The following is a 17,334-nucleotide window of genomic DNA, read 5'->3' as shown; positions in this document are numbered from 1 at the left end:
GCCGCCCGCGGCTAGTGGTCGAAGAAGACCAGCGAGGAGTTGATCAGTTCGGCGATCACCTCTGCGTCGTGCGCACGGCGCAGCGACTCCCGGAAGTTCTCCTTGAACAGGCTGCGGGCGATCGTCGCGAGGACCTCGAGATGCTCCGAGAAGGACTGCGCGGGCGTGGCCATGAGGAGGACGAGGGTGGCGGGACCGTCCACGGCGCCGAAGTCGAGGCTGTGACCGAAGCGCGTCACGCCGACGGCGATCGAGGTCTGGTTGACGTACTTGCTGCGCGCATGGGGCAGGCCAACGCCGCCCGGCAGGCCCGTCGCCATCTGGTGCTCGCGGGAGTTGACCTGGTCGAGGAAGGCCTGGAGGTCCGAGATCCTGCCCGCCGCGTACAGGCGGCCGGCGAGCTGGGCGGCCGCCTCCTCCTTGGAGGCCGCCTCCATCTCGAGGATCACGAGGTCGGGGGTGGTGAGTTCGGCGTCGTACAGATCGAGCGGCTTCTCGCTCACGGGGTGCCTTTCGGGGTTCAGTCGACCGAGACGTACGGCGAGAGGACTACTTCCACCCGCTGGAATTCCTTCAGGTCCGAGTACCCGGTGGTGGCCATCGCGCGCCGCAGCGCCCCGATCAGGTTGGACGTGCCGTCCGTGTGGTGGGACGGACCCCACAGCACTTCCTGCAGGGGCCCGACGGTGCCGATGTTGACCCTGTCGCCGCGCGGCAGTTCAGGGTGGTGGGCCTCCTGGCCCCAGTGCCATCCCTGACCGGGAGCCTCCTCGGCGCGGGCGAGCGCGGAGCCGAGCATGACGGCGTCCGCGCCCATGGCGATGGCCTTGACGATGTCGCCGCTGGCGCCCATGCCGCCGTCGGCGATCACGTGGACGTAGCGCCCCCCGGATTCGTCCATGTAGTCGCGGCGTGCGCCGGCGACGTCGGCGATGGCGGAGGCGAGCGGCGAGTGGATGCCGAGCGCGCGGCGGGTCGTCGTCGTCGCGCCCCCACCGAAGCCGACCAGCACGCCGGCCGCGCCGGTGCGCATCAGGTGCAGGGCCGGGGTGTAGCCGGCCGCGCCGCCCACGATCACGGGGACGTCGAGTTCGTAGATGAACTTCTTGAGGTCGAGCGGTTCCTCGTTCTTGGACACGTGCTCGGCGGACACCGTGGTGCCGCGGATCACGAAGATGTCCACGCCGGCCGCGAGGACCGTCTTGTAGAACTGCTGGGTGCGCTGCGGCGTCAGCGACCCGGCGACCGTCACCCCGGCCTCGCGGATCTCGGCGAGGCGGCTCGTGATGAGCTCGGCCTGGATCGGGGCCTCGTAGATCTCCTGCATGCGGCGGGTGGCGGCCGGGCTGAAGTTCTCCGCGCTCAGTCCCGCGATCTCGTCGAGGGCCTGCTGCGGGTCCTCGTAGCGGGTCCACAGACCCTCGAGGTTCAGGACACCGAGGCCGCCGAGCCGGCCCATCGCGATCGCGGTGGCGGGCGACATCGCCGAGTCCATGGGGGCCGCGACGACGGGCATCTCGAACTGGTAGGCGTCGATCTGCCACTGCACCGAGACGTCGAGCGGATCACGGGTGCGGCGGGAGGGCACCACCGCCACGTCGTCCAGCGAATATGCCCTGCGTCCGCGCTTGCCTCGGCCGATCTCGATCTCGTAAGTCACTGCTCTAGGTTAGCCCAGCGCGCCCTCCAGGCCGGTGTCGTGTCCCCGAGCGCGGTCGGGCGGGAACGCCGGGCCCCATAGTCTGGAGACCGGACGAGGACTATCGAGGAAGGACGACGGGATGCCGTTCCGGAGCAAGCAGACCCTGGAGACCTGGATCGACGAGTTCAGGACCACCCGGGAGGGCGGCGCACTCATCTCGGTCGTGGTGCAGGACGGCGCCGGTGGCGCCGACACCGGGCTCGTGATCGTGCCGCTCAGGAACGACACCACCGAGATCTACATGCAGCCCGTTGCCGTGGGCGACCCGCGGTGGTCGATCTCGTTCGGTGCCCGCAGCGAGGACACGGAGCTGGCCGCCGCGGAGCTGCATGGCCTCGCCGCGGAACTCCTGGTCGCGGCGTCCCTGTGCCAGTTCCTCGAGGAGAGGTCGATCGGCCATGAGGAGGAGCGGGACGACCACGAGCAGGCGGAGGACGTCGCCGGGTGAGCTCCGCGGAGCCCGCGCCGGGCCGCGGTCCCGGGCACCGGTCAGGTGTCCGGCAGCTGGCTCTCGAACATCCTGAAGTACCGGCCCCGCAGCGCCACGAGTTCGCGGTGCGTGCCGGACTCCACGACCCGGCCGTCCTCGAGCATGTACACGGCGTCGGCCTTCTCGATGGTCGCCAGGCGGTGGCTGATCGCGATGATCGTCCGTGAGCGGTCGGCGAACAGGCGCGTGAAGATGCGGTGCTCGGCGAGCGCGTCGATGGCCGACGTCGGCTCGTCCAGGACGATGAACGGCGCGTCCCGGTAGAAGTTGCGGGCCATGGCGAGCCGCTGCCACTGGCCGCCGGACAGGCCGCTGCCCTTGCGCCCGCGGGGGTCCTCCATCCAGTTGCTGACGTAGTTCCCGAACCCGTTCGGCATCTTCCCGATGAACTCCGCGGCCTCGGCGTCGCGCGCGGCCCGGCGCACCCGCCCGTCGTCGCGCGGCCTGTGGACGTCGCCGAAGTAGATGTTGTTCTCCGCCGTCGCGAACTCGTACCGCAGGAAGTCCTGCGACATGACCGCGAGGTGCCGGTGCCAGTCGTCGATGCGGATGTCCCGCAGGTCCCGGCCGTCGAGCAGCACCGTGCCCCTGCTCGGCTGGTACAGGCCCGCGAGGACCCGGATGAGCGTGGACTTCCCCGCCCCGTTCTCGCCCACGACGGCCACGTGGGTCCCCCGCTCGAAGGTCATCGAGATGCCCTTGAGGACCTCCGCCTCCCCGCCGGCGTAGGTGAAGTGGATGTCGCGGAGCTCCACGGCGGACGGCGCGTCCGCCAGGCGTCCCGTCGCGGCCGTGGACAGCGGGAAGTCCATGAACTGCTCGTAGTCCTTCAGGTTCGCGAGGTCCTCGTCGATGGAACTCAGCGAGGACACCAGGCTGTTGGCCGTGCTGAGGGCCCGGCTGACGATCTGCTGCACGTAGAGGAACTGCCCCACCGGCTGGGCGCGCGCGATGATCTGCCCCACGATCCACACGAGGGCGAGCAGCTCGGCGCCGTACTGCAGGGCGTCCGCCAGCAGCTGCTTGGGGATGTACCGCTTCTGGAAGTCGAGGCGCCGTTTCTCGTCGGCGTCCCGCAGGGTGGAGCGTAGGTCCATGAGGTACCGGACGATCCCGTAGAGGCGCATCTCGGCGATGTGCTGCGGCTTCATGAGGTTGGTCTCGATCATGCGCCGCTGCCGCCGGGAGTCCACCTGCGTGTTCCAGTGCGCCATCTGCTCGCGCGCCAGCCGGAACTGCAGGTAGACGCTGGGGATGATGGCCACCAGCACGATCAGGGCGATCCACCAGCTGACCAGGAGCAGCGCCCCGATGGCGAGGAGCACGGAGACCAGCTGCGTGAAGATGGCGGCGATGCGGTCGAGCACGCGCGCGTAGGAGTCGGAAAACCGGCGGGCGCGGTCGTAGAGGTCGATCGTCTCCTTGTCGTCGTACCGCCAGAACTCCAGGGCGAGGAACCGCTCGTACATGCGGTCGCCCACGATCGCGCCGACGCGGAAGCTCAGCACCTGCTGGATGTAGCGGTCCACGCTCGTGAACGCCCCCCAGAGCAGCCCGAGGACGGCCGTGACGACAACGTAGACGACGGCGGACCGCCCGGCATCCGGGTCCCCCGCGTAGGCGGCGGCCAGCGCCGTCGTCGTCAGCGCGGCGTAGTAGGTGGTGACCAGCGGCAGGACCGCCGAGATCAGGGAGCCCGCGACCTTCATCGCCACGGCGCCCGGCGACGCCTTCGCGCTGACCACCAGGACCTGCCCGACGGCGCGGGCGTACGGTCCCAGCCGGAGCTTGCGGCGGGCGGCCACCTGGGGCTGCGGCAGACCGCTCACGCGCCCCCTCCCGCCCGGGGGGTCACGCGCGGCGCCCTACTTGGAGCCGTAGTTGGGTGCCTCGACCGTCATCTGGATGTCGTGCGGGTGGGATTCCTTCAGGCCGGCGGCGGTGATGCGCACGAACTTCCCCTTGGCCTTCAGCTCGGGGATGGTGCGGGCTCCGGTGTAGAACATGGTCTGGCGCAGACCGCCGACCAGCTGGTAGGCCACGGAGGCGAGCGGCCCGCGGTAGGCGACGCGGCCCTCGATGCCCTCGGGGATCAGCTTGTCGTCGCCGGCCACGTCCGCCTGGAAGTAGCGGTCCTTGGAGTAGGAGGTGTTCTTGCCGCGGGTCTGCATGGCGCCGAGCGAGCCCATGCCCCGGTACGTCTTGAACTGCTTGCCGTTGACGAAGATCAGCTCGCCCGGCGCCTCGGCGGAGCCGGCGAGGAGCGAGCCGAGCATCACGGTGTCGGCTCCGGCCACGAGGGCCTTGCCGATGTCACCGGAGTACTGGAGGCCGCCGTCGGCGATCACGGGCACCCCGGCGGGGATGGCCGCCTTCGCCGACTCGTAGATGGCGGTGACCTGCGGGACGCCGACGCCGGCGACCACGCGGGTGGTGCAGATGGAGCCCGGGCCCACGCCCACCTTGATGCCGTCGGCGCCGGCGTCGATCAGGGCCTGCGCACCCTCGCGGGTGGCGGCCTGACCGCCGATGATGTCGACGTGCGCCAGGGACGGTTCCGCCTTGAGGCGCGAGATCATCTCGAGGACGCCCGCGCTGTGGCCGTTGGCGGTGTCGACGAACAGGGCGTCCACGCCGGCCTCGACGAGGGCCATGGCGCGCTCCCAGCCGTCGCCGAAGAAGCCGATGGCCGCGCCGACGCTGAGGCGGCCGTCGTCGTCCTTGGTGGACAGGGGGTACTGCTCGGCCTTCGTGAAGTCCTTGACGGTGATGAGCCCGCGGAGGATCCCCTCGTCGTCGACGAGCGGGAGCTTCTCGATCTTGTTCTTCGCGAGGAGGTTGATGGCGTCGTCGCCGCTGATCCCCACGGCGCCGGTGACGAGGGGCATCCTCGTCATGACGTCGCGGACGAGCGTGCGCGGGAAGTCGCGCTCGAGGACGAAGCGCGTGTCGCGGTTGGTGACGATCCCGAGCAGGCGCCCCGCGTCGTCCACGACGGGCAGGCCGGAGACGCGGTAGTGCCCGCAGAGCTCGTCGAGTTCCTGCAGCGTGGCGTCCGGGCCGATGGTCAGCGGCTTGGTGATCATGCCGGACTCGCTGCGCTTCACGCGGTCCACCTGGTCCGCCTGGTCCTGGATGGACAGGTTGCGGTGGATCACGCCGAGCCCGCCCTGCCGCGCCATGGCGATGGCCATCCGGGCTTCCGTGACGGTGTCCATGGCGGAGGAGAGCAGGGGCGTCTTCACCGTGATGCGCTTGGAGATGCGGGAGGACGTATCGGCCTCGGAGGGGATGACGTCGGTGTGGCCGGGGAGCAGGAGCACGTCGTCGTACGTCAGGCCGATGAATCCGAAGGGGTCGTGGGTCTCGTTCTGGCCTGACTGCTGGGTCACTGCTGCGCCTCTTTCGATGTCGACCGGTGGGGGTGGTGTCCGGGCTCTGGAGCGGCGGTGTGGATGCGCCGACGGGCCCTGACAGTCTAGAACGGATCGGGGAGGTGCCCTATTCCGGTGACAGCGCTCACGTCACCAGCCGAGGGCGGCCGTGAAGCGGTCCTCGAAGACCGGGACGGTGGTCTCCACGTACGTCCTGGAGAGGTGGTCGCGGTCCATGTACACGCGGACGTTCCCCACCACCCCGGGGCAGGTCGCCCCCGCGCAGACGACGTCGGTCAGGTCCACGTGGTCGAGGCCGGGCAGCCGTCCGGCCAGGGGCAGGAGGGGCGACGACGGCGCGAGCACCTCCGACGCCGGGACGTCGCAGGCCGCGGGGTCGGCGGCGTGGCGGGCCGTGCACTCGGCCATGTCCTCCTCGAAGCGCGGTGTGTCGCGGAGCGCGACGACGGGGATGCCGGCGTCCAGGAGCGGCGTGACGCCCGCCTCGAAGCCGGCCGGGACCTCCTCGGCCGGTGAACTCCAGTCCGTCCGCGTCCCGACGGTGAGCACCGCGTCCGGGGCGAGGTCCAGGGCGTAGGCACGGACGGCCTCGTTGAATGCGTGGCACTCCGGGTCCACGCTCTCGCGTGCATCGACGAACCGGCAGTTGGGCCGGTGCACGGACACGGCGAGCCAGTCGTTCGTCTCGGCCATGGCACCGAGCGCGGTCATCCACATCTGCGAGTGGGAGTCGCCCAGCACCAGCACGGTCCGCTCCGCCGTCGCCTCGTCCCCCGTCTGGACGCACGAGGACAGCTGCGGGTCGGCGGGCATCAGGGCGTCCGAGCACGGCCCGTCCACGGCGGCCCACTCCGCGCCGAGGCTGCTCGCGAGCGGCGTCACCAGCGCGTCCTCCGCGCCCCGGTACTCGAAGTCGGGGTGGAGGGCCTCGGCGCCCGGGTTGTCCTCGCGCGTCTGCTGCTCCACGGCCGCCTCCTGCGCCTGCACCCGGTACTCCCAGCCGGAGAGCGGGACGGCCACGAGGGCGAGGGCCAGGGCGGCCACGAGGCCCGTGCGCCGGCGCTTCGCGGAGGGCCAGGACCACGAGCGCACGGGCTCCTCGACGAAGCGCGTGGTGAGCCCGGCCAGCACGAGGGAGGCGCCGATGATGACGGCGCCGTCGAGCAGCCCGGCCTCCTGCCGGCCGGCGACGACGAGCCAGACGACCAGGATCGGCCAGTGCCACAGGTAGAGGGCGTAGGACGCACCGCCGAGCCGCAGGAGCGGCCCCGAGGACAGCCAGCGGTCCACGCCCGCCGGGCTGTCCGTGCGGCCCGCGACGATCACCGCGGCCGCGGCCAGCGTGGGCCAGAGGGCCACGAAGCCCGGGAACTGCTGCTGCACCTGCAGGAGGACACCGCAGGCCAGCATCATCACGACACCGGCCCAGCCGAGGACCACCCGCACGCGCCGCGGGAGCACCACGTACGGCAGGGCGAGCGCCACGAGCGACCCGAGGGCGAATTCCCAGAGCCGGGCGCGCGTGTCGAAGTAGGCCGCCGCCTGGTCCGCCCCCGTCTGCCACACCGAGAACGCGAGCGACACCACGAAGAGCGCGCCGAACAGGGCCATCAGCACGGGCCGCGGACGCAGGCGCGTGACGGCGACGAGCGCGCCGGCCGCCGCGAAGAGGAGCGGCCACAGCAGGAACACCTGCCCCTGGATGGACAGGGACCAGAAGTGCTGCAGCGGGCTGGCCGCGCTGTGGTCCAGGGCGTAGTAGTCCACGGCGTTGCCCGCCAGCTCCCAGTTCTGCCGGTACGTCAGCGACGCCCACGTCTGGTCGAACACCGCACGCCACCGCGAGCTCGGCACGAACACGGCCGTCGCGGCGAGGACGGACAGGAGGACCACGACGGCGGCGGGCAGCAGCCGCTTCAGCAGGTTCAGCCAGTACGCGACGAGCGCGAGGGGCTGCTGCGCCTCGAGCCTCCGTGTGAACGTGACCGTCAGCAGGAAGGCGGAGACGAGCAGGAAGACGTCCACACCGCCGGACACCCGGCCCAGCCAGACGTGGTAGACCACCACCATCGCGACGGCGAGGGCGCGCAGCCCCTGCACCTCGGGGCGGAAACGGCGGGTGTCGCCGCCGGCGGACGACGTCCGGGACGCCACCGGCGGACCTGCCGGAGCAGCGCTCACCAGGGTGGGGACCACGCTGTTCCTCCTCTGCGGGACGGGCACGGGAAAGGGACGCAAAGCTCCAGATTACTGCCCGGCCGTCGTCGTCCGGCATCGCGGCGGACCCGCCGGACCCCGCCCGCGCGCCGAACCCCGTACTCTAGGAGGAGTATCTTCCCCGAACGCAGGGGACCACCAGAACGGAATCGCCGGGTCCACCGGCCTCGACGACGCTCGTCTGACGGCCGATCCCCCGCCGCTCCCCACCAACGAGAGAAACCTGATCTGTGAATAAAAGACCTGCCGCACTGAAAGCACCACGGGAACTGGCCAAGGGAGCCATGCGCATCGTCGCTCTCGGAGGTATCGGTGAAATCGGCAGAAACATGACCGTCTTCGAGTTCGAGGGCAAGCTGCTCATCGTGGACTGCGGGGTGCTGTTCCCGGAGGAGCACCAGCCCGGCATCAACGTGATCCTGCCGGACTTCTCCTACATCCGCGACCGCCTCGACGACGTCGTGGCCGTTGTCCTCACGCACGGCCACGAGGACCACATCGGCGGTGTGCCCTACCTGCTCAAGGAACGCGCCGACATCCCCCTGGTGGGATCGCGCCTCACGCTGGCGTTCATCGAGGCCAAGCTCAAGGAACACCGCATCACCCCGAAGACCATCCAGGTCAAGGAGGGCGAGCGGCGCACGATGGGCGGCTTCGACCTCGAGTTCGTCGCCGTGAACCACTCCATCCCGGACAGCCTCGCCGTCGCCATCCGCACCGCGGCCGGCATGGTGCTGCACACCGGCGACTTCAAGATGGACCAGTTCCCGCTCGACAAGCGCATCACCGACCTCGGCTCCTTCGCCCGGCTGGGCGCGGAGGGTGTGGACCTGTTCCTCACCGACTCCACCAATGCGGACGTCCCCGGCTTCACGACGTCGGAGAAGGACCTCGGCCCCGCGATCGACGCCGTGTTCCGCACCGCCCCGCGCCGGATCATCGTCTCCAGCTTCGCGAGCCACATCCACCGCATCCAGCAGATCATCGACACCGCCCACCGCCACCGCCGCAAGGTGGCCTTCGTGGGTCGCTCGATGGTGCGCAACATGACCATCGCCGCGGATCTCGGTTACCTGAACATCCCGCAGGGCCTGCTCGTGGACTTCAAGAAGCTCGAGCGCAGCGACGACCACAAGGTGGTCCTCATCTGCACGGGCTCGCAGGGTGAGCCGATGGCCGCGCTGTCCCGCATGGCCAACAACGACCACGCCATCCGGATCACCGAGGGTGACACGGTGCTGCTGGCCAGCTCGCTCATCCCGGGCAACGAGAACGCGATCTACGGCATCATCAACGCGCTCACCGAGATCGGCGCCAACGTGGTCCACAAGGGCAACGCGAAGGTGCATGTCTCCGGCCACGCCAGCGCCGGCGAGCTCGCCTACTGCTACAACATCGTCAAGCCCCGCAACGTCATGCCGGTGCACGGCGAGTGGCGGCACCTGCGGGCCAACTCGGAGATCGCCGTCGCCACCGGCGTCGATCCCCGCAACGTGGTCCTCGCGCAGGACGGCGTGACCGTGGACCTCGTCCGCGGCCGTGCGACCATCTCGGGCAAGGTCGACGCCGGCCTCGTCTTCGTCGACGGCGACAGCGTGGGCGGCATCACCGAGGAGGACCTCGTGGAGCGCCGCCGCCTGGCCGAGGAGGGCGTCGTCACGATCCTCGCGATCATCGACCCCGACAACGGCAACATGGTCGAGGCACCCGAGTTCTTCACCAAGGGCTTCTCCTGCTCCGACGAGGACCTCGACAAGGCCGGCGCCGCCGTCGAGAAGGCGCTGCGCGATGCCGCCTCGAACCGCCAGGGCGGCCGCCGCCAGGACCCCGAGGACATCATCGAGCGGGCCACGGCGAACTGGATGCGACGGTTCTACAACCGCCAGCCCGTCGTCAACGCGATCGTCGTCGACGCCTGACCCGAAGCACCACGAGCAGGCCCCGGTACCCGTTGGGTGCCGGGGCCTCGTCGTTGTCCGGCCTGATCCCACTGGCTGCACCCGTCGGGTGGGAATGTTCGACCATGCCCACGGGGCGGCCGCGGCGGGTGGGCAGGAGCGACGCCGCCCGGCTGCCAACCAGCCCGGACGCAGAAGCACCCCGGCTCCGCAGAGCCGGGGTGCTTCAGGGACGCAGCGGGCCGGAGCCCCTGTGACTAGTGCGAGTGGCCGTGGCCCTCATCGTCGGATTCCTCGGGCTTCTCGACCACGAGGGTCTCCGTGGTGAGCACCAGGGCCGCGATCGAGGCCGCGTTCTGCAGCGCAGAGCGCGTGACCTTGACGGGGTCGATGATGCCGGCCTCGATGAGGTTCTCGTACTCGCCGGTGGCGGCGTTGAAGCCGTGGCCCACCTCGAGGTCCGAGACCTTCGCGACGACGACGTAGCCCTCGTGGCCGGCGTTCTCGGCGATCCAGCGCAGCGGCTGGGCGAGCGCGCGGCGGACGAGGCCGACGGCGGTGGCCGCGTCGCCCTCGAGTGCCAGCACGTCCGGATCGGTGTCGAGTGCCTTGCCGGCGTGGACCAGCGCGGACCCGCCGCCGGCCACGATGCCCTCTTCGAGGGCCGCACGCGTCGAGGACACGGCGTCCTCGATGCGGTGCTTCTTCTCCTTGAGCTCCACCTCGGTGGCCGCGCCGACCTTGATGACGCCGATTCCGCCGGCGAGTTTCGCGAGGCGTTCCTGGAGCTTCTCGCGGTCCCAGTCGGAGTCGGTGCGCTCCACCTCGGCGCGGATCTGCGCCACGCGGTCGGCGACGTCGGACTCGCTGCCGGTGCCGTCCACGATCGTGGTGGCGTCCTTGGTGACGGTGATCCGGCGTGCGGAACCCAGCACCTCGAGGCCCACCTGGTCCAGCTTCAGGCCGAGGTCCGGCGAGACGACCTGCGCACCCGTGAGGGTGGCGATGTCCTGCATCATGGCCTTGCGGCGGTCACCGAAGCCCGGAGCCTTGACGGCGACGACGTTCAGGGTGCCGCGGATCTTGTTGACCACCAGGGTGGAGAGCGCCTCGCCCTCGATGTCCTCGGCGATGATGAACAGCGGCTTGCCGGCCTGCAGGGCCTTCTCGAGCAGCGGCAGGAACTCCGCCAGCGAGGAGATCTTGCCGGAGTTGATGAGGATGAGCGCGTCCTCGAGGACGGCTTCCTGGCGCTCGGCGTCGGTCACGAAGTACGGCGAGAGGTAACCCTTGTCGAACTGCATGCCCTCGGTGAGGACGAGCTCCGTCTGCGTGGTGGAGGACTCCTCGATGGTGATCACACCATCCTTGCCGACCTTGTCGAAGGCCTCTGCGAGGAGATCGCCGACCTCGGTGCTCTGGGCGGAGATGGAGGCGACGTCGGCGGTCTGCTGACCGACGACCTCGCGGGCGTTCTCCAGCAGGCGCTTGGCGACGGCCTGGACCGACACCTCGATGCCGTGCTTGAGCTGGCCCGGAGCGGCGCCGGCGGCGACGTTGCGGAGGCCTTCCTTGACGAGTGCCTGGGCCAGGACCGTGGCGGTGGTGGTTCCGTCACCGGCGACGTCGTTCGTCTTGGTGGCGACCTCCTTGGCGAGCTGGGCGCCGAGGTTCTCGTACGGGTCGTCGAGTTCGACCTCGCGGGCGATCGTGACGCCGTCGTTCGTGATGGTGGGGGCGCCCCACTTCTTGTCGAGCACGACGTTGCGTCCGCGGGGGCCCAGCGTCACCTTGACGGTGTTCGCGAGCTTGTCCACGCCGGCCTCGAGGGCACGGCGGGCGGCGTCGTTGAATTCCAACTGCTTTGCCATTCGTTGGTTCCTTTCAGGCTTGTGCAGCGAGAAAAACCCCGGCCACTTCGGGCCGGGGCTTCTCCAATCGGGGTGTTACTTGACGACGATCGCGAGGACGTCGCGGGCGGAGAGCACGAGGTACTCCTGGCCGCCCTGCTTGATCTCGGTTCCGCCGTACTTCGAGTAGATGACGATGTCGCCCTCGGCGACGTCGACGGGAACGCGGTTGCCGTTGTCATCGACGCGGCCGGGTCCAATGGCCACGACCTCGCCCTCCTGGGGCTTCTCCTTGGCGGTGTCCGGGATGACGAGGCCGGAAGCAGTGGTCTGCTCGGCTTCGAGCGGGCGGACAACGATACGATCCTCAAGCGGCTTGATAGAGACCGACACGGGCTCTCCTTTGCGTTCGATACCAATGGACTGGGGGCCGTCGGGCTGGGCGTGAACCGTCGTCGCGGTGCCGGCGAACGCTTCCCTCGGGATTAGCACCCGCCATGAGCGAGTGCCAACTCCGACTGTATGCAAGGGCTGGCACTCGGTCAAGGTGAGTGCCAGCCCATGACCGTGCGCGCAGGCCGGGACGGACCCGCGTCCTAATACGTCACGCTTCGTTTGCGTAATTTCCCACACGTCGCCTACATTCGGTGAGGTAAGGCTTTCCTTACCTCGCTGTCCGCGGGCCGCCCGGCCCCTTCCCCCCGGAGTCCATCCATGTCACACGTGCGCCTCGCCGTCCTCTCCGCCGCCGCCGCCGCCGCAGCCAGCCTCGCCCTGACGGCGTGCGGCGGGTCCTCCGACGCCGCCGGCGAGCCCGCAGCCTCCCCGACCGTCCCGATCGAGCACGCCCAGGGGACCACCGAGGTGCCGGTGGACCCGCAGACGGTCTTCACCTTCGACCTCGGCGCCCTGGACACGCTCGACGCGCTCGGCGTCGAGGTGGACGGTGTCCCGCAGGGCACCCTGCCCGCGCAGCTCTCGGCCTACGAGGGAGGGGACATCACCGCCATCGGGTCCATGAAGGAACCCGACTTCGAGGCGATCGCCGCGGCCGCCCCCGACCTCATCATCATCTCGGGCCGCGTCGCCGACTCCTACGACGACCTCTCCGCGATCGCCCCCACCATCGACCTGAGCATCGATGCGGCCGACCCCATGGCGAGCTTCGCCGAGCACACGGAGTCCCTCGGCCGGATCTTCGGCGTCGAGGAGGAGGTCGCCGACCGTCTGGCCGCCCTCGACGCGGCGATCGCCGGGACGAAGGACGCCGCCGCCTCCGCAGGGGACGCCCTGGTCCTGATGACCAGCGCGGGCGAGGTCACCGCGTACGGCGCCGGCTCCCGGTTCGGCCTGATCCACGACGTGCTCGGCGTGGAACCCGCCGCCGAAGTGACGCACGAGGGGACCCACGGCGAGGCCGTCTCCTTCGAGTACATCGCGGAGGTCGACCCCGCCCACCTGTTCGTGATCGACCGCGACGCTGCCATCGGCGAGGCCGGAGCGGCCGGCGCGGCGGTCCTCGACAACGACCTCGTGAACGGGACGACTGCTGCGCGGAACGGCGCCATCACCTACCTCGACTCCGCGAGCTGGTACCTGATCGGCTACGGCCTGGACAACCTCGACGCCATGGTCTCGGCCGTCGACGACGCCGTCACGGACTGACCGCCCACCGCACCGCGGCAGGCGCCTCCATGGCAGCACTCGCCCTCCGGCCGCAGCGGCCGGTCCAGCAGCACGGCTCCCGCCGGTCACCCGCCCTGTGGCCGGCCGGCGGAACCGTGCTGCTGCTCGCCGTCGCCAGCCTCTTCGTCGGCGTCTCCGACGTCTCGCCCGCCGATCTGCTGGCCGGTGATGCAGGGGCCTGGCAGACCGTCCTCGTCAGTCGCGTGCCGCGCACGCTGGCGCTCGTCCTGGCCGGCGTCGCCCTCAGCATCGCCGGGTTCATCCTGCAGCTCATGGCCCGGAACCGGTTCGTGGAACCCTCCACGGTGGGGACGGTCGAGTCCGCCACGGCGGGCATCCTCGTGGCCACGCTCGTCCTGCCCGGAGCGCCGATCATGGGGAAGATGCTCGTCGCCGCCGTCTTCGCGATGGCCGGGACCGCCCTCTTCCTGGCCGTCCTGCGCCGCATCCCGCTGCGCAACACCCTGATCGTCCCCCTCGTGGGTATCATGCTCGGCGGCGTCATCGCCTCGGTGACCACGTTCGTCGCCTACCGGTTCGATCTCCTGCAGACCCTCAACACCTGGATGATCGGCGACTTCTCGGGGCTCGTCCGCGGCCGCTACGAACTGCTGTGGATCGTCGCCGTCCTCGCCGTGGTCGGCTACCTCTGCGCGGACCGATTCACGGTCGCCGGGATGGGCGAGGAGTTCACCACGAACCTCGGGCTGGACTACCGGCGCACCATGAACCTCGGCCTGGTGCTCGTGAGCCTCATCAGCGCCGTCGTCGTCGTGGTGGTCGGAGCCATCCCGTTCCTCGGGCTGATCGTCCCCAACCTCGTGTCCCTGCTGATCGGCGACAACGTGCGCCGCGCCGTGCCCTGGATCGCCGTCGTCGGAGCGGTCTTCGTCCTCGCCTGCGACATCCTCGGGCGCATCATCCGGTTCCCCTACGAGGTGCCGGTGGGCGTCATCGTCTCCGTGGTGGGCAGCATCCTGTTCATCACCCTGCTCGTGAGGAGGAACGCCGGTGCGCGCTAGGACCAGCGCCCTGCCGACCGCCGTCCTGCAGTCCGCGCGGAGACCCGTGCGGTCCATCCCGCCCGCCGCCTGGCTGGTGGTCCTCGGCGTCACCGCTGCCGCCCTCGTCGCGGCGTTCCTCCTGGTGGGCCTCGAGGGCAACCTCGCGTACGTGCTCCCCCGGCGCCTGAACCGCGTCGGCGCGATGGTGCTCGTCGCCGTCGCCGTGGGCGTGTCCACGGTGCTGTTCCAGACCGTCACCGGCAACCGCATCCTCACGCCGTCGATCATGGGACTGGACGCGCTCTACATCCTGATCCAGACGGTGCTGGCGTTCGTGCTCGGCGCCGGGACGCTCCTCACCCTGGGTGCCCCCGTCCGCTTCGCCCTCGAGGTGTCCCTCATGGTCGGCTTCTCCTGGCTGCTGTACCGGTGGCTGTTCCTGGGCAGCGGGCGCAGCCTCCATCTGCTGCTGCTCGTCGGCATCGTGTTCGGCGTGTTCTTCCGGGGTGCCTCCTCGCTCCTGCAGCGGCTGATGGACCCGAGCGAGTACATCATCCTGCAGGACCTGTTCTTCGCGAGCTTCAACCGGGTCGACCCGCTGCTCCTGCTGATCTCCGCGGTCGCCGTCGTCGGGCTGTGCGTCCCCGCCTGGCGGCTCCGCCACCGGCTGGACGTCCTCGCCCTCGGCCGCGACACCGCGGTGGGCCTGGGCGTCGACTACCGGCGCACCGTGACGCTCGTCCTCGTGATCTGCTCGGTGCTCGTCGCCGTCTCCACCGCACTCGTGGGCCCGGCGACGTTCTTCGGCCTGCTCGTCTCAGCCCTCGCGTACCAGCTCTGCAGCCAGTTCCGGCACGCCGTGGTGCTCCCCGTCGCCGTCCTCCTCGGCGTGATAGCGCTCGTCGGCGGGCAGCTCGTCCTCGAGCAGGTCTTCGCGTTCGACACCGCGCTCAGCATCGTCATCGAGTTCACCGGCGGCATCGTCTTCCTCGTCCTCCTCCTGAAAGGCCGTATCCGATGAAAGGCCGTACCCGATGATCACCATCGACCGTGCCACCAAGCGCTACGGCGCCGCCACGGTGGTCGACGACGTCAGCTGCACCATCCCCCGGGGCGGCGTCACCTCGATCATCGGACCGAACGGCGCGGGCAAGTCCACCCTGCTGTCCATGATGAGCCGGCTCCTCCCCCTCGACGCCGGGTCGGTGGTGGTGAACGGGCTGGACGTCAGCAGGACGGCGGGGCCCGCCCTCGCGCGGACCCTGGCCATCCTGCGCCAGGAGAACCAGCTGACCGTCCGGCTCTCCGTCCGCGACCTCGTGGGCTTCGGCCGCTTCCCGCACAACAACGGCCGCCCCACCGTCGTGGACCGCGAGCACATCGACCGCGCCCTCGACTATCTCGACCTGACGGACCTCGCCCACCGCTTCGTCGACGAGCTCTCCGGCGGGCAGCGCCAGCGGGCGTTCATCGCCATGGTGCTGGCCCAGGACACGGACTACGTCCTGCTCGACGAACCGCTCAACAACCTCGACATGAAGCACTCCGTGGACATGATGCGCCTGCTCCGCCGCCTCGCCGACGACCTCGGGAAGACCGTGGTGCTGGTCATCCACGACATCAACTTCGCCTCCTGCTACTCGGACACGATCCTCGCGATGCGCGACGGCGCCCTCATCCGCCAGGGCGCCCCGGAGCAGATCATGACGCCGGCCGTGCTGCGCGAGGTGTACGACGTCGAGATCCAGGTGGAGCAGATCCGCGGCAACAGGATCGGCGTGTACTTCGCCTAGGCTGGCAGCATGGCGTCGGACAACATCGCGGACATCCTGACCACGGAGGGCTGGGAACTGCTGAACTCCCTCGGCCCCTACACCGAGGCCGACAGCCTGCGCCTCACCGGGCAGCTACGGAAGGCCGGCTACTCCCCCGAGGTGGTCGCCGCCGCCCTCACGCAGTCACGGCTCCGCGCGAAGGCGTCCGCAAAGTTCGGCCCGTTCGCGGAGCGCATGATCTTCACGATCGCAGGCCTCGAGCAGGCCACGCGCCTGACGGTCGCCGCCCGCCACGCCCAGCGCTTCGTGGACGCCGGACTGGTCAGGATCGCCGACCTCGGCTGCGGGCTGGGCGCGGACAGCATGGCCCTGGCCACCCTCGAGCGCGAGGTCACCGCCGTCGAGCTCGACGAGACGACCGCCGCGGCCGCGACCATGAACCTGCTCCCCTTCCCCAACGCGCGCGTCGTCAACGCGGACGCGTCCACCGTCGACACCACGGCATTCGACGGCGTCTGGCTCGACCCGGCGCGCAGGACGACGACGACGTCGGGCACGTCCCGCCTCTTCGACCCGGAGGCGTTCTCACCCCCGCTGTCCTTCGTGCAGGGACTCGCGGACGGCGGCATGCCGGTGGGCGTCAAGATGGGCCCGGGCATGCCGCACGCGTCCATCCCGGCGACCTGCGAGGCGCAGTGGGTCTCCGTGGACGGTGACGTCACCGAGGTGGCCCTCTGGTTCAACGCGCTCCGCCGTGAGCGCGTCCGGCGAGCCGCCCTCGTCCTCGGGGCGCAGGGCGCCGCGGAGATGGTGTCGGAGCGGGACTTCGGCGACGGGCCCACACCCGCCGTCGGCGAACCCGCCGGGTATCTCTACGAGCCGGACGGCGCCGTCATCCGCGCCGAGCTCGTGGCGGATCTCGCCGCGCAGCTGGGCGGGCACCTGCTGGATCCGATGATCGCCTACATCAGCGCGCCGACGTTCACCGACACCCCCTTCGCACGCGCCTACCGGGTCCTCGAGGTCCGGCCCTACAACGTCAGGGCGCTGAAGGCCTGGGTCCGTGCCGAGGGGATCGGGGTGCTCGACATCAAGAAGCGCGGCACCTCGGTGACCCCCGAGGAGGTCCGCCGGCAGCTGCTGACCGGATCGGGCAAGGGCCGGAAGAAGGCCACCCTCGTCCTGACGCGCATCGGGGACGACCGCGTGGCGATCGTCGTCGAGCCCGTCCCCGCCGCCTGAGCGCGGCCACACTTCCCCGCCCCCCGCAACCGGAGATCCGCGACGACCCCGGTGTGTCCGGGTTCCTAGACTCGG

14 protein-coding genes are annotated in these 17,334 nt (G+C 70.2%); 7 read left to right on the top strand and 7 right to left on the bottom strand.

What is annotated here, in order from left to right; all coding sequences use genetic code 11:
• Positions 1-11: 11 nt before the first annotated feature.
• Both RY94_RS01655 and RY94_RS01650 read right to left on the bottom strand, forming a co-directional pair.
• Positions 12-503 carry a PTS sugar transporter subunit IIA gene (locus RY94_RS01655; RefSeq protein WP_043440883.1) on the bottom strand — a complete coding sequence of 164 codons (492 nt, stop codon included), beginning with the start codon at positions 501-503 and terminating at the stop codon, positions 12-14.
• Between the two features lie 17 nt (positions 504-520).
• Positions 521-1,660 (bottom strand): GuaB3 family IMP dehydrogenase-related protein, encoded by a 1,140-nt coding sequence (locus tag RY94_RS01650; protein ID WP_043440882.1) that lies wholly within the window; start codon positions 1,658-1,660, stop codon positions 521-523.
• Positions 1,661-1,781: 121 nt separating this feature from the next.
• Here RY94_RS01650 and RY94_RS01645 point away from each other — a divergent pair, with 121 nt between their 5' ends.
• Positions 1,782-2,150 carry a hypothetical protein gene (locus tag RY94_RS01645; protein WP_052273812.1) on the top strand — a complete coding sequence of 123 codons (369 nt, stop codon included), beginning with the start codon at positions 1,782-1,784 and terminating at the stop codon, positions 2,148-2,150.
• A gap of 41 nt (positions 2,151-2,191) precedes the next feature.
• Here the strand turns inward: RY94_RS01645 and RY94_RS01640 are convergent, their stop codons facing one another.
• The 3 genes from RY94_RS01640 to RY94_RS01630 form a co-directional block, all read right to left on the bottom strand.
• Positions 2,192-4,021, bottom strand: coding sequence for an ABC transporter ATP-binding protein (locus tag RY94_RS01640; RefSeq protein ID WP_052273811.1), 1,830 nt, complete (start codon positions 4,019-4,021; stop codon positions 2,192-2,194).
• A 36-nt stretch (positions 4,022-4,057) separates the two neighbouring features.
• Positions 4,058-5,584, bottom strand: a complete 1,527-nt coding sequence (gene guaB, locus RY94_RS01635; protein WP_043440879.1) for an IMP dehydrogenase — start codon at positions 5,582-5,584, stop codon at positions 4,058-4,060.
• Between the two features lie 132 nt (positions 5,585-5,716).
• The gene (locus RY94_RS01630; RefSeq protein ID WP_231554371.1) at positions 5,717-7,783 is read right to left on the bottom strand and encodes an acyltransferase family protein; all 2,067 of its coding nucleotides are present in this window, start codon (positions 7,781-7,783) and stop codon (positions 5,717-5,719) included.
• A 305-nt stretch (positions 7,784-8,088) separates the two neighbouring features.
• On the opposite strand from RY94_RS01630, the gene RY94_RS01625 reads away from it, so the two are divergent.
• Positions 8,089-9,723, top strand: coding sequence for a ribonuclease J (locus tag RY94_RS01625; protein WP_082045971.1), 1,635 nt, complete (start codon positions 8,089-8,091; stop codon positions 9,721-9,723).
• 236 nt (positions 9,724-9,959) lie between these two features.
• Here RY94_RS01625 and groL read toward each other — a convergent pair whose 3' ends face one another.
• Both groL and groES read right to left on the bottom strand, forming a co-directional pair.
• Positions 9,960-11,573 carry a chaperonin GroEL gene (gene groL, locus RY94_RS01620; protein WP_043440877.1) on the bottom strand — a complete coding sequence of 538 codons (1,614 nt, stop codon included), beginning with the start codon at positions 11,571-11,573 and terminating at the stop codon, positions 9,960-9,962.
• 75 nt (positions 11,574-11,648) lie between these two features.
• A complete protein-coding gene (gene groES, locus RY94_RS01615) occupies positions 11,649-11,945 on the bottom strand; it encodes a co-chaperone GroES (RefSeq protein ID WP_043440874.1) in 297 nt (98 codons plus the stop codon).
• A 321-nt stretch (positions 11,946-12,266) separates the two neighbouring features.
• Here groES and RY94_RS01610 point away from each other — a divergent pair, with 321 nt between their 5' ends.
• The 5 genes from RY94_RS01610 to RY94_RS01590 are packed head-to-tail and all read left to right on the top strand — an operon-like array spanning position 12,267 to position 17,259.
• Positions 12,267-13,217, top strand: a complete 951-nt coding sequence (locus RY94_RS01610) for a siderophore ABC transporter substrate-binding protein (RefSeq protein WP_043440872.1) — start codon at positions 12,267-12,269, stop codon at positions 13,215-13,217.
• A 29-nt stretch (positions 13,218-13,246) separates the two neighbouring features.
• Positions 13,247-14,260: an ABC transporter permease gene (locus tag RY94_RS01605; RefSeq protein ID WP_052273810.1), complete on the top strand. Its 1,014-nt coding sequence runs from the start codon at positions 13,247-13,249 to the stop codon at positions 14,258-14,260.
• Complete coding sequence (locus tag RY94_RS01600; RefSeq protein ID WP_197060563.1) at positions 14,250-15,263, top strand: iron chelate uptake ABC transporter family permease subunit; 1,014 nt, start codon at positions 14,250-14,252, stop codon at positions 15,261-15,263. The genes RY94_RS01605 and RY94_RS01600 overlap by 11 nt, the downstream gene beginning before the upstream one ends.
• A gap of 13 nt (positions 15,264-15,276) precedes the next feature.
• Positions 15,277-16,035: an iron ABC transporter ATP-binding protein gene (locus RY94_RS01595; RefSeq protein WP_043440870.1), complete on the top strand. Its 759-nt coding sequence runs from the start codon at positions 15,277-15,279 to the stop codon at positions 16,033-16,035.
• A gap of 9 nt (positions 16,036-16,044) precedes the next feature.
• A complete protein-coding gene (locus tag RY94_RS01590; RefSeq protein WP_043440868.1) occupies positions 16,045-17,259 on the top strand; it encodes a class I SAM-dependent methyltransferase in 1,215 nt (404 codons plus the stop codon).
• Positions 17,260-17,334: the final 75 nt, after the last annotated feature.

Source organism: Arthrobacter sp. L77 (genome assembly GCF_000816565.1).
Classification (GTDB): Bacteria; Actinomycetota; Actinomycetes; order Actinomycetales; family Micrococcaceae; genus Arthrobacter_D; species Arthrobacter_D antioxidans.
The sequence above is the reverse complement of the archived record's forward strand: the minus strand, read 5'-3'. Positions and strand labels throughout refer to the sequence as shown.

Excerpts from the sequence above, each read along its gene's own strand:
- RY94_RS01645 (WP_052273812.1), top strand. The coding sequence starts at position 1,782 with ATGCCGTTCCGGAGCAAGCAGACCCTGGAGACCTGGATCGACGAGTTC.
- RY94_RS01625 (WP_082045971.1), top strand. The coding sequence starts at position 8,089 with ATGCGCATCGTCGCTCTCGGAGGTATCGGTGAAATCGGCAGAAACATG.
- groL (WP_043440877.1), bottom strand. The coding sequence starts at position 11,573 with ATGGCAAAGCAGTTGGAATTCAACGACGCCGCCCGCCGTGCCCTCGAG.
- RY94_RS01610 (WP_043440872.1), top strand. The coding sequence starts at position 12,267 with ATGTCACACGTGCGCCTCGCCGTCCTCTCCGCCGCCGCCGCCGCCGCA.
- RY94_RS01605 (WP_052273810.1), top strand. The coding sequence starts at position 13,247 with ATGGCAGCACTCGCCCTCCGGCCGCAGCGGCCGGTCCAGCAGCACGGC.
- RY94_RS01595 (WP_043440870.1), top strand. The coding sequence starts at position 15,277 with ATGATCACCATCGACCGTGCCACCAAGCGCTACGGCGCCGCCACGGTG.
- RY94_RS01590 (WP_043440868.1), top strand. The coding sequence starts at position 16,045 with ATGGCGTCGGACAACATCGCGGACATCCTGACCACGGAGGGCTGGGAA.